The following is a 12,267-nucleotide window of genomic DNA, read 5'->3' as shown; positions in this document are numbered from 1 at the left end:
TATTGGCCATTTCTTCCTGGCCGTAAAATCGCTATTCTTTTTATTTGTATTTATTATAGAGATTAATGTTCCACCTGACAAGACTTATTATTGCTTACCAACTCATCACGTTTGGTTGGTATTTCTCCGGCCTTTTCGTGACTTTTATTGGCCAAATAAACAGAAACCCTGAAGACCTGATCTTCCTGTTCAAAACTTGCCTTGCCATCATACTTCTTCGCAATAGCCATCACCGAAATGATGCCAATACCCGATGCTGCTTCTCTTTTTTGGGAAAGGTAGACGCCGTTTTTTAATCGGATTTCGCCGCTGAAGGAATTGTCTACGGCAATGTACAACTTGTTGCCGATAAATTGGGAACTCAGTTTAATAAACCGCTCCCCAGCAGTGATGCGCCGACAGGCCTCCAGCGCATTTTCCAGAACATTTCCAAAAACCACACATAAATCCGTTTCATCGATTTCTAAATCCTCGGGGACTATTGTTTCGATGGTAAAATCAATGTCGTCCTGCTTGCAGATATTGGCATAATAGCCTAATATGGCATTAACTGCATCATTTCCACAATGCAGAATATCCGCAATACTCAATCGATTCCCCAGCAGTTCGGAAATATATCTTTCAACTTTTTCACCGTTCTGTTGTTGGCTCAATCCCAGTACGGTGTTTAAGTGATGCCGCAGATCATGTTCGCCTTTTCGGGTCTCTTCGATACATTCGCCGAATTTTTTATAATATTCTGACTGAAACAGTAGCTGCTGTTTGATGATCGCATTACTTTCCGCCAGAATCATATTCTTTTCAGATTGTTCCAGCATTTCGATTACCACATAATAAATCAAGTAAAATCCTAAAAAAGATACCAGATTAAAGACTAAAAACTGCCATTGGGCAATCAGATTGGCATTCATAGCACCAAAGGCCAGACTGATAATGTAGTAGACCAGCGGAATAATCCACAGATATCCCCAGGCTTTATTATGTGTCTGCATGACATGGGCTATTTTTTTTCTAAAAAATAGCCAGATCAATGGATAGGTAATCATCAAAACCAGACATTGAAACAGGTTAAAGTAAAATGAAAAAGAGGTCTGGACATAAACCCGGTGCAATCCATAAGTCAGGTATGAAACCTCAAAAAACTTGGCCATGTTGACGATAAAATCTGCATAACTTTTTACCAGAAATGCGATAAATACCAGTTTCGATGGGGTTCCCCGAACCACTGCAGTATATACCCCAACATACAGAAGTAGAAAAAAAACGCTATGAAAAAAACGCAGACTGTTCCACTCCGGCACCCATTCAATGATCAGGATGACTGAAATAATATTCAGGAGCATACACAAGGTTCCGACTATAATCACGGTCTTTTTCGAATAGCGAAGCTGGTTCCATACCGGAATAAAGGCCAAAATAAAATAAGGAACGATCGAAAGACTAATCCCCCAGACAATGTTCAGATTACTGCTAAGCACCGGGTTCACTCCTAACTTTTGCGAATACAAAGTCCACATACTGCTGTCGCACAGCCACACTGTTACTTCTCGGAATCCCTACCGTGTCACCATTTTTCATGATAAAATCGGCGGTGGTATAATCCTCAACATAATTCATATTAATAATGCTGCAACGGTGGCAGCGTAAAAAGGGTATCCCCCCCAGCAGGTTTTCCAGCTGCGATAAGGGCAGATAGGTTTTTATTTCTCCGTTTACGGTATGAATGACGGATGTTTTGTTGAAAACCTCCACATATATAATATCTTTCAGCCGAATGGTGACTTCCAGCTTTCCCACCGGAATTTGAATCACTTTCATATTTTCTGCCAACATTACCAGACATCGATTTAATGCTTCAACTAATTTTTCTTCAGCGATTGGCTTTGTAATGTAGTGCCGAGCTTGTAGCTCAAACCCCTCAATGGCAAAATCTCTACTGGAGGTAATAAACACAATTTGGCACTCTTCCTCCCGGTTTCGGAGTTTTTTTGCAATTTCGATACCGTTACCATCTTCCAAATAAATGTCTAAAAATACGATATTGAAGGATCCCGCCTGATAATTTTCCCAGAAATCCGCCACTGTACAAAAAAAAGAGACCTCAAAATCACAACAATTGATGTCACTATATTTTTTTATAAAGATGCTGATTTTGTCCTGATACTCCTGTTCATCTTCACAAACTGCAATATAAACCATGCTGTCCTCCATCCGACCTTTGATTCATTGGCTGCTCATTTATTTTATCATATTGAAGCAAATTTCGCAATTTATTTGCAACTGCATCACAGCGCGAAACACTGTTTTTATTCGTGAATTTGAATTGTTCTCGTGATTATTTGTTGTTATGATAGTCGTAACATTAATTTATTTAAGAGGTGAACAAAATGAAAAAAATGAAATTTTTCAGTGTGTTAATGGTATTAGCTCTGTCGGTATTTATTCTTGCCGGCTGTGGCGGTTCATCTGCGACGGATGATTCTTCATCTGCGGACGAAAGCACCGTTTATTCCCAGGATTTCACAGTCGTGAATGAAACCGGAATTGAAATCTACGCTCTCTTTGTTTCTCCATCGGGCGAAAAAAGCTGGGGCGATGATATCTTGACAACTGATACCCTGCCAACTGGTAGCTCCACCGAGATTGTTTTTGATACCGAAGTTGAAGACCAATACTGGGATCTGATGATTGCGGACTCGGCTGGTACTACTGTCGAATGGTCAAAAATTGATCTGTTCACAGTTTCAGAGGTTACTCTAAAAATCGAGAATGGTAACCCGACTGCCTCATTTAAGTAAAATAGAAATAAAAACCGCTGGGAATTTTCTCCCAGCGGTTTTATTTTTATAAATAGTTCGATCGCTTAGTCGATTTGTGAATTAGAACATCAACTTGCTCATTTTATCAATGGCTTCGTCATTTGATTCATAGACCCCTGGGAAACAGCCAAAATTCAAGCCATGGCTGGCTCCGGGAATAAAGTAGAGCTTTCCACACCGTTCACAGGCTTCCTTTGTTTTTTCAAAAATGATTTCCGGTGTCCAGCCCGGGAAATCAACAACCCCGCTGTCAATATCGCCCATAAAGGAAATTTGTCCGCCATATTTTTTGATCAGTTCTGGTACGTTGTTGGTTGTCATAACCCCCTGCCAGATATCAATACCCATTTCAATCATCGCTGGAACCAGGTTAGCAGCATAGGAATCACTATGGTGAACTATCAGCTCAACGCCATTATCTTTATAAAAGCCATAGATTTTTTTATAAGCTGGAACAAAGAATTCCGCAAACATTTCCGGCGAAACGAAGGAAGAACGCTGGCTACCCCAATCATCATGATGGAAAATGCAATCCGGATGAAGTCGGTTGATCATTTCTTCGGCATAAGCCAGTTCATACTCAACCAGATAGTCAATCAGATCGTGCATATCTTCTGGTTCTTCGTACAATGCCATCAGAGCATCTTCCATGCTCATCAGATGATGGGTCATTTCAAAGATTCCTGGCGCCACAAAGGCAGTGGCAAATTCTTCATTGCGATCAATGGCATGGGCATGAGCAACAGCTGCCGCCCAGGCTTCATCAGAGGTTTCTACCGTAGGAGCTTTAACCTGATTGCGCCAATCAGTGATATCTTTTAAAACCTTATGTTCGTCGTCATGAATTGGGAATCCGCCCAATTGACCTTCCGGCCAGGTAAATGTAATTCCCCAACCATTTTTGATTGTCTGGCCGGGTCCGCACATCGCACCGATTGGCGCTTCCATGATGATATTCATAAACTCATATTGTTTTACAAATCGATCGGGATTTCCACCTTTAATGGTTTCCAGCAAGTTCTGTCTTTTTGTTAACATTTTAATGCCTCCTAAATTTTTGTGTAAGCCGACCAGGAAATGATTGCCTGACTCCTTCACTTATAGCTTGTTGTTCAACGCTCATCCCTGATGAAATCCGGGTAGACCGGATCACAACGGAGGCATCTCACTGGCGTGACATCGTTTGCAATCAATGCACCAACACGACCCTTACTCAGTTCTTTTCTTGGGTTAATTCTTTTCTTATCTTTGCTTTAAAGAAATTTTAAATCAATTTAAAGTTTATGTCAACCTTTATTTGTGAATGTCCTATTTTTTACTAATTAGTAAAAAATAACTATTTACTAATGGTCTCTGATGTACTCTTGAATTGTTCCCTCATTCTGCCTGCCCCTAAGACAAAAGCTCCCCCGATTCTGACTGGCTATTAAATCGATCAGGATCGGGGGAGCTTATTATCTTTCAGGCATGTTGTAGCGGTGCATTTCAACTTCAGCTTATTTAGTTAAATAACACGCAACCTACATAGGTAAGAGTATTGGGTCCGTAGTAATACTCCAGGTTATTTAATTTACACAGGTCACTAACAAGAATCCCAAAGGCTTCCATGGATGAGAATGCTTTATCGGGAAAGCGACAGCCTTCATCTGGATAGGTGCATTTTTCGCATAGAGAACAGCATCCATCACCCAATGGCAGCATGTCGGCTTTCATCTCAAATAAGGTATTGACCAACCGATCAAAGCTTTCGTTGTGCTTTTGCTTGGTTTCTTCCATCCCTTCAAAATCAAAGCTGTCTTCCAGTTCGCCGGTGGTTTGAACAATCACGCCGTATTTATAGTTTTTGACCTTTTCTCCGCATTCGTCCAATGTTCCGCATCCTGGCGGGCAGGCCCAATTGGTATCATAGATCTGACATTTGTTATCGGCACACATCTGTCGGACTGCCGGATTTAAATCAATGGTGGAAACTTCAAGCTCAGCTGCTCTCGTAAATCCGCTTTTATTTGCCAGATCCAAAACTTCTGTTAATTCGATCATTTCAGTTTCTCCGCTTTCTGCGAGAACATTTTAGTTCTCACTAAATTATTAACTATTCTAGCACATTTATTTGTATAAATATAGCCTTTTCTCAAATAGCAATGGCAAAATTCCCGCTTAAAGAAATTTAAATTTCAGCTTAATCCGAGCTGATTCCGGGAATCAGCACCAATCGCTCACAGCAGCAGATAACTGATCATGGGAATGGTTACAACCGAAGCCAGAGTCGTAATAAATACCCCTTTAGTCGCAAGGGCAACATCATTTTCATAGCGGTTGGCAAAAAGAACCGCCGATGTGGCCACCGGCATCGCAATAATCACGGTGATAATTCCCAGTAAATAGGGGTTTACAATCACATTTTTTAAGATCCCCCAGGCCAATAAGGGCAGCAAAATCTGTTTAATGATCACATAGGGATACAGTCTGAACTCAGTAAAAACACTCTTGACCGCAATGCCTGCCAAGGCGATCCCAATGACAATCATAGCCAGCGGTGTGGTGGTGCTACCGACGGTTTTCAATGTGTCATTAAGCAGCACCGGCAATTTGATATTGGCGGAAAACATGATGACGGCAACAATTGAAGACATCATTCCCGGGGATAAAAACTTTTTAAAATCCAGGGCACTTCTTCCTTCCTTTGACATCAGCATAATCCCGAGCGTAAAGTTGCTGACATTAAAAATCAGATTAAAGATTGTCGCATAAAAAATAGCGCCCTCTCCAAAAATTGATGCGATCACCGGAAAGCCCATAAAACCGACGTTAGACCAGATGGTCATATACATGTATAAATGACGATCTGCTTTTTTCACCATCAGGATTCTCGCAATAAAATAGGCGACGAACGGCATCACCAGATAAAAAAGGATGGAGATGATAAACATCACCATTACATCTTTATTATTAGTCTCCTTAGGCATGGTTGCCACCGAAGCCAGCATCATGCATGGCAGGGTAATACTTAAAATAAAATTTGACAACTGTGATCCAAAATTCGGACTGATAACCTTTTTCTTGGCGGCAATATATCCTAATGCGAGAATCAAAAACAACTCCAGCATCTGGCTGACTACTACTTTTATGTCCATAAGCCTTCTCCTTCAAATAAAAACAGGCTACCATAAATGCGGTTTAAATTCAACCCTGTTGTTAGCAGGCACATAAATCTGAAACCGTTTTAGTACATCAGACTGACTGCTCTTTGTTCCTTGTTCTGAGTCTATTTCAAACGATTTTAAAGACAAAGATTTTTTAACAAATTTTTTTCAAAAAACGAGAAATAAATTACACATTTGTATGATTTTCTGCTACAATCAATTTTAGGCGGGTTAGTATGGATGATGCTGAACCTTTAGCCTGATTTGTGAAAAATTCGAGGTAAAAATGAGAAAAAAGAACACCCCAAAATTAAAAATAAAAAGCTTACCCCGTTTCCTGACATTTTCTGCGATGAGTCTCATTCTAATTGTCATGATTGTTATGTCGTTGTTTTTTTTAACAACAAAGATCGCCGAGATTTTCAATGCTCAAAAACAAATCCTCCAGACTTCTTCGTCTGTTAATTCGTCTGAAAGCACTGCGCCAAAGTCAGAAACAGTTAATGTGAATAATATAACCAACCAGAATGCCAAAACCAATCCCCCACCACAAGCAAATGATGCTGATCCTTTGGCTGATATAAAGTCACGTCTTCGAAGTGGCGACACTGACGGAATCAAGGTTGTCTTTCTAACCTTTGATGATGGCCCCAGTGAGAATACCGGAGAGCTTCTGGATATGCTCAATGAATATGATGCCCAAGGCACCTTCTTTACGACCCTACACGACAATGATAATGCTAAGGCCATGTACCGCCGGATTGTCGATGAAGGTCATACCCTGGCCAATCATACCAGCAGCCACGATTACAGTCTTTATAATGACCCGCAAGCTTTTTTTGCTGACGTCGACTTGCTGGATCAATTTCAGAAAACAATAACCGGCCAAAAAGAAACCAGCCATGTCTTCCGTTTCCCGGGCGGTTCGACAAACTCCAACGAAGCCTGTGTTCAAGGGATCGTAAACCGGGGCTGGAACTACAGCGACTGGAATGTTTCTTCGGGCGATGGCTGTTCTGAGCCGCCGCCAAGTGATGTCATTGCCCAGATGATTATTGAAGGCTGCCGGCAACATGATGTTTCGGTTGTTTTATCCCATGCTGAACTCAAAGCTTCCAGTCGCGCAGCGATGCCGATTGTGATCGAAACCCTACAGGAAGAAGGTTATGTCTTTTTAGCCATGGAAAAGGACTATACCTATCCCCGCCATTTAGAGGTTTAGATTAAGAGCCTATTATCAATAATCCGGATCGTCTTTAGGCGATAAAACAAACCCACCGTTGCCACGGTGGGTTTGTTATTTTTGTCTGGTTCTCATTGTCGCACTTTCATATTGTTTGTGACGGTACATATCATCTTCTGCCCGTTTAAAAATTTCTTCGATATCATCTGCTTCTTTTTTCTTCGTTTCATATCCAAAGGAAATCGAAACATCGTGTCCGCCAACTTTTTCCGCCGCTGCCAATTTTTTAATCTTTTGGATGATCTCTTCGATTTGCTTACCTTCTGTTTTTGGTAAGATCACAATAAATTCATCTCCGCCAAGCCTGGCCACAATATCATCTTTTCGGCATACCTGTTTTATTATCCTGGCGGTCTTGATCAGCAACTCATCCCCCATCAGATGTCCTAGAGTATCATTGACCAATTTTAATCCATTAACATCTCCCAGTAAAAGCGTTAAGGGTAAATTTTCCTTTATGTTCAGATTTGCCAGTTCCTGTTCGTAATACCGGCGATTATAAAGTCCGGTTAAGTAATCGTGATAGCTGAGGTAAAGGATTTCTTTCTCGATCCGCCGTTTTTCATTAATAAAACGGGCTTGCAGCAAATTCTGAAAGGCCAGATTAGACAACTGATTAGCAATTGTATATAATAACTTTGCTATTTTTTCAAAGCGCTGCAGGGACATTTGGGGAACTTCTCGAAATGCCATCACTGCCTCGGTTTCATTTGCACCAATCTCCCGGGCATAGGCAACCAATTGTTCCTCTTTTAAATTTTCATCCCGCACCTGGCCGATCAGCCAATTAGCCATATGCTTGCCACCAACCGTAATGGCGGCTCCGGCATCCCATAAGCCCCCACTTAAGCAACTTTTTATGATCGGTCCGTCTGTTGAATAGGCGCCGATCACAGCATCCGATTTATAACAATTTTCACAACCCTTTTCAGTATTTCTGATAATATCCTGGCAAAGTCGGGTGAAATTAGAGGTTCTGGTTATCGGCGTTCCATCCGCCAAGGTGATCACCGAAGCGACACCAGTGGCATCAGAAAACTCATCCTGTAATTTCTGCATCATCTCTAAATCGATCAGTTGACTGAAGTCGATATCGCCGGCATCTTCCGAGGGTCTAGTCAGCTCCAACATCCGTTTTTTCAACCGCTGTTCCAGTTTTATTCGATCGGTGATATCTCTAGCAGCGACGTAGATCCGCTCTCCCCGAGGCCGGGAACGGCATTCAATCCAGTGATAAGTTCCATCTTTGGCTCGGTAACGATTGGTAAACTTGACAACCGGATTCTGGTCATTAAGTCTTTCCATAATCTTGCGGGTCATCGGCACATCATCGGGGTGCACAAAATCCTGGTATTTTGTCTGGATCAACTCTTCTTGAGTATAACCCAACACCTCTTCCCATATCTTATTTGCCTTGATAAAATAGCCATCCATATCAGCAATGCACAAAAAGTCCAGGTTCAATTCAAAAAAATTATTCAATTCCTCCAATTGTTTTTTTTCTTCAGAAATATCGACAAAATGAGTGACAAAAAAACCCATCTCCGGGGCATAAACGGTGATCCGGCACCAGATATTAAGGGCGGCGCTAAACTGTTCAAATTCTTTTTTTATGACTGTCAAGGCAATATTTCCATAAAATCCAATCCAGTCAAATTCGTCATTGATAATTCCCGGCAAAACCTGGGTGATTCGTTTTCCAATGATGGCTGCGCCAGTAAGCCCTGTCAGTTTTTCAAAAGCTTTATTAACATCAATGAATTCATAATCGCAGGGTTTACCGGCTTCATCACAAATAATTCTATGATAAGCATAACCAACTGGTGAGTGTTCAACCGCCGATTTATAATAAGTGTCATCCATAGTATCCCCCCCTTCTGTTGTTAGCTCTTTTAATTAACGCTTTTTGATTAGGTGCTTTTTTCATTATATACCCATTTGATTTAAAAAAACATATTGTTATCATCAATAATAAGATAAATAAAAATTTAATGACCATCCAGTTCTTTGCGTAAAGCTCGCTCACAGGATTTGGCGCCATCGAAAAAGAGAATCTGTCGGAGTCGGTGTTGCTTTTTTTCAGCACTAAAAAGAACTCCTTTCTCTGATCTTTTCTTATGAATTGATCAGAAATCGGAGTTCTTTTTTAATAACAAGTGAAGTCAGCTAAAACCATTGGTTTTAGTCTGCTGCACCGCTTTTCTTTGTGAATAGTGTGTGCTTATCCTTTGATTTCTTTTTTGCTGATCAGATATGCCATACCCATCAGTGCCAATAGTCCCATTGTAGCCATTAATGCATCAGAAGCCATATCCTGGGCACCAGTTTTGGGATTGTCAGATTTAGTATAGGTCCCACAATATGGTTCCAGATACAAACAAGATGCGCTAAGATCTACATCTCCGTAACAAGGGCTGATCCAAACGCCTTCACCACCATAGATAGCTAAAGGATCAACGCCGCCTTGAGCACAAAGATCCAGGATACCATCTCGGATAACAACCCAGCTGGCTGCATATAATGCAGTAGCTACGCCAGTTTCGGTGGTAGACTTAACAGTTGTATATCCGCCTTTAACGATAGTATCGTCGCCAGCTCCAATACCCATGCTTTGACCACTAACTGAATCAGTAATAACATCGATGTCTCCATCGTTGATTACCAGGTCATTATCTGCCCAGAGACCATAGGCTCCGCCGGTTCCAGTATGAATGGCTTCTGCATCAACCCAACCATCATTGATGATTAAATCGCCATTATCAACAAGAACACCATAAGCATTATGGGTGTTATCTGCTGATACTGCCATTAATTCATAGTCACCGTCGTTCAGTACGAGATCGCCATCCATTACATGGATTGCTGCATATTCGCCTACAGCGGTCAATTCGCCAGGTCCGCCCATAGTCAGATTCCCAACTACATCAATTGCACAACCATCAGCATTTGCAATGACGTTTGTGCCTTTGAGGATCATGGAGAAATTACTACCCATATCAGCTGCATCAACTGCTTTTCCAACAAAATTGTTAAGTGTCAAAGCATTGGTTACTGCATCATAAGAGTAGTCAGCGCCGACTGTGTTCAGGAGTACATCAATAAATGTTGCTGCGTCTCTCCATAAACCCAAGGCTGGAACTGCTTTAACCTCGATGGTTCCTTCATCAGCTGCCTGTGTTTCAATTACTGGTTCTTCAACAACTGGTGCTGCAGCAACTGGTACTGTAGTTGCCGGTGTTTCTACCGCTGGCGTTTCTGCAACTGGTGTTTCAACTGCAGGAGCTTCAACCACTGGTTCGACAACCGCTGGTGCTTCCACCACTGGCGTTTCTACCGCAGTATTTAACACCTCATCAACTGGCGCCCCCTCAACTTCTAAAACAACGAGTGTAGGTTCTACCACAACTTCTTCGGCGGCAAAGGCTGATACAGGTACCAACATTAACACCATCACCACAACCAGCAACAAAGCCATCATTTTCGACATTTTTTTCACTTCACTATTCCTCCTTTCAATTGGAATTGTTTACTGCGTACATCACACCCCAACTGGTGTGAAATTACACAGTTACCACTACGATATAGTTTTTACCCTCTTTTATCATAAATAACACAATTATTAAAAAAAAAATAAATTTTTTATTTTTTTTGTTGGCAGTTTGCATTAAGCCACCAATTGCTAACCTATTATGATATCCCCTACGCGTTTAAGTGATCGATTTCATGAACTTATCCAGCCTTTAGATAATCAGCCCGCCACAAACGGTTGTGTTGTCGCTCCCGGTGCTGCCGAGTCGATTGGCACAACGATAATCTGGATTCCTTCCAAACGGAGTGACAATCCCTGAGTTCCGGCGCTGCTACCATTTTTCGCCCAATCAAGCCAACCGTAATTTTGGGCATGAACCCGATAGTAAACATCGTATTTGCCAACATCCACGCCGTCCAGCTCTATCCGTATCCCTTCCAGCCGGAGTGCCAGACCGGTGGTTCCGCTAAGTGCGCCATTGCTGACCATGGGTTGCCAGCCAATATTTTGAACATGGGTCTGATACTGAATCACCACATTGGCTTCACTGTTATCCACAAGGATTTTGATCCCTTCCAATCGCAATGACTGCCCGACGGTGCCGCTGATTTCGCCATTCTTCTTCGAACTCTGCCAGCCCACATTCTGGACATGAGTGGAATAGTAAACATCCACGTAAGCAGCCGGCAAGGCTACAAATGGTCTCAAATTGGCATAAGCAAACGAATCTGCCGTAGAACCAGCATACCCGAAAATGGTGAGATCTGGAATCATCCCGAAAACCTGACCGTCAAAACTTGTTGCATTGTTAAAGAAGCTTATTTCTTTCAGGGCTGTGCAGTTAGTAAAGGCTGCATACCCAACTGCCGTGACTGTGTGGGGAATAATAATACTCGTTAACGATTTTGCCCCCCAAAACGAGCCGTTCCCAATGGTATTTAATCCGTTACCTAAAAAGACTGAATCCAGATTGGGACAATTGTAAAAAGAACGCATCCCTAACACCGTTACACTGTTGGGTAAATTAACGCCGGTTAAGGTGCTCTTTCCGTTAAATGCATCGGCACCAATCTCCACTACGATTTTACCATCAATGGTCGCTGGGATATCCACATTGCCGCCGCTTCCGACATAGGATGTAATTCTGATACCGCCAGCAATATTGTCATACCAATAATCCCCCGAGTGAATACTGTCTGTCGAAATTTCTGGCAGATCAGAACCCGTATCGAGGATCTGACTTTCGTCAATTGTTTCGACCACTTCATTTTCAGCCCATCCGGTACCTCTATCTTGTACTTCTGCCATGACCCCCATCGGCAGTAGGCTCATGCCCATACTTAAAATGAGCAGCCCGCTGAAAACTTGTTTTCCAATCCTGTTCATTTTCCAAGCCTCCTTTGTTTCAATCGATTATTCTAACCACTTAACCGATGCTAAACCTCAATTCATCAATCTGAGCAACTCTAAAATCGTCCTTTTTACTTCTTCTATGGTCATCTTACCCAAACGCAGGGATTCTAAACGGATTGT

10 protein-coding genes are annotated in these 12,267 nt (G+C 41.9%); 2 read left to right on the top strand and 8 right to left on the bottom strand.

All coding sequences use genetic code 11. The annotated features are described in order from the left end of the window. Positions 1-62: 62 nt before the first annotated feature. Positions 63-1,478 (bottom strand): ATP-binding protein, encoded by a 1,416-nt coding sequence (locus Q7J41_RS00205; protein ID WP_304884090.1) that lies wholly within the window; start codon positions 1,476-1,478, stop codon positions 63-65. Further along, positions 1,471-2,199 carry a LytTR family DNA-binding domain-containing protein gene (locus tag Q7J41_RS00200; protein ID WP_304884088.1) on the bottom strand — a complete coding sequence of 243 codons (729 nt, stop codon included), beginning with the start codon at positions 2,197-2,199 and terminating at the stop codon, positions 1,471-1,473. Before Q7J41_RS00200 ends, Q7J41_RS00205 begins: the two co-directional genes overlap by 8 nt. Before the next feature lie 188 nt (positions 2,200-2,387). On the opposite strand from Q7J41_RS00200, the gene Q7J41_RS00195 reads away from it, so the two are divergent. Continuing rightward, positions 2,388-2,798: a hypothetical protein gene (locus tag Q7J41_RS00195; protein WP_304884086.1), complete on the top strand. Its 411-nt coding sequence runs from the start codon at positions 2,388-2,390 to the stop codon at positions 2,796-2,798. Between the two features lie 81 nt (positions 2,799-2,879). Here the strand turns inward: Q7J41_RS00195 and Q7J41_RS00190 are convergent, their stop codons facing one another. From Q7J41_RS00190 to Q7J41_RS00180, 3 genes are all read right to left on the bottom strand, one after another. Next, on the bottom strand, positions 2,880-3,857 hold the full coding sequence (locus Q7J41_RS00190) for a uroporphyrinogen decarboxylase family protein (protein ID WP_304884083.1): 978 nt from the start codon (positions 3,855-3,857) through the stop codon (positions 2,880-2,882). A gap of 462 nt (positions 3,858-4,319) precedes the next feature. After that, positions 4,320-4,859, bottom strand: coding sequence for a DUF2284 domain-containing protein (locus tag Q7J41_RS00185; protein ID WP_304884080.1), 540 nt, complete (start codon positions 4,857-4,859; stop codon positions 4,320-4,322). Positions 4,860-5,035: 176 nt separating this feature from the next. Beyond that, a complete protein-coding gene (locus Q7J41_RS00180) occupies positions 5,036-5,953 on the bottom strand; it encodes an AEC family transporter (RefSeq protein WP_304884078.1) in 918 nt (305 codons plus the stop codon). A 295-nt stretch (positions 5,954-6,248) separates the two neighbouring features. Here Q7J41_RS00180 and Q7J41_RS00175 point away from each other — a divergent pair, with 295 nt between their 5' ends. Further along, a complete protein-coding gene (locus Q7J41_RS00175; protein WP_304884076.1) occupies positions 6,249-7,184 on the top strand; it encodes a polysaccharide deacetylase family protein in 936 nt (311 codons plus the stop codon). 75 nt (positions 7,185-7,259) lie between these two features. On the opposite strand, the gene Q7J41_RS00170 is transcribed toward Q7J41_RS00175, so the two are convergent. From Q7J41_RS00170 to Q7J41_RS00160, 3 genes are all read right to left on the bottom strand, one after another. After that, entirely contained in the window at positions 7,260-9,068 is a 1,809-nt protein-coding gene (locus tag Q7J41_RS00170; RefSeq protein WP_304884074.1) for a PocR ligand-binding domain-containing protein, read from the bottom strand. Between the two features lie 358 nt (positions 9,069-9,426). Beyond that, on the bottom strand, positions 9,427-10,701 hold the full coding sequence (locus tag Q7J41_RS00165; protein WP_304884072.1) for a hypothetical protein: 1,275 nt from the start codon (positions 10,699-10,701) through the stop codon (positions 9,427-9,429). 252 nt (positions 10,702-10,953) lie between these two features. Next, positions 10,954-12,120 carry a leucine-rich repeat protein gene (locus Q7J41_RS00160; RefSeq protein WP_304884071.1) on the bottom strand — a complete coding sequence of 389 codons (1,167 nt, stop codon included), beginning with the start codon at positions 12,118-12,120 and terminating at the stop codon, positions 10,954-10,956. Between the last annotated feature and the right edge of the window lie 147 nt (positions 12,121-12,267).

Source organism: Acetobacterium sp. (assembly GCF_030652775.1).
In the GTDB taxonomy this organism is placed as follows: Bacteria; Bacillota; Clostridia; order Eubacteriales; family Eubacteriaceae; genus Acetobacterium.
This window is presented reverse-complemented; position numbering and strand designations above follow the sequence as displayed.

What these genes read in the sequence shown, in the direction of transcription:
- Q7J41_RS00180 (WP_304884078.1), bottom strand. Translation starts at nt 5,953, where the DNA reads ATGGACATAAAAGTAGTAGTCAGCCAGATGCTGGAGTTGTTTTTGATT.
- Q7J41_RS00200 (WP_304884088.1), bottom strand. Translation starts at nt 2,199, where the DNA reads ATGGTTTATATTGCAGTTTGTGAAGATGAACAGGAGTATCAGGACAAA.
- Q7J41_RS00160 (WP_304884071.1), bottom strand. Translation starts at nt 12,120, where the DNA reads ATGAACAGGATTGGAAAACAAGTTTTCAGCGGGCTGCTCATTTTAAGT.
- Q7J41_RS00195 (WP_304884086.1), top strand. Translation starts at nt 2,388, where the DNA reads ATGAAAAAAATGAAATTTTTCAGTGTGTTAATGGTATTAGCTCTGTCG.
- Q7J41_RS00170 (WP_304884074.1), bottom strand. Translation starts at nt 9,068, where the DNA reads ATGGATGACACTTATTATAAATCGGCGGTTGAACACTCACCAGTTGGT.
- Q7J41_RS00190 (WP_304884083.1), bottom strand. Translation starts at nt 3,857, where the DNA reads ATGTTAACAAAAAGACAGAACTTGCTGGAAACCATTAAAGGTGGAAAT.
- Q7J41_RS00175 (WP_304884076.1), top strand. Translation starts at nt 6,249, where the DNA reads ATGAGAAAAAAGAACACCCCAAAATTAAAAATAAAAAGCTTACCCCGT.
- Q7J41_RS00185 (WP_304884080.1), bottom strand. Translation starts at nt 4,859, where the DNA reads ATGATCGAATTAACAGAAGTTTTGGATCTGGCAAATAAAAGCGGATTT.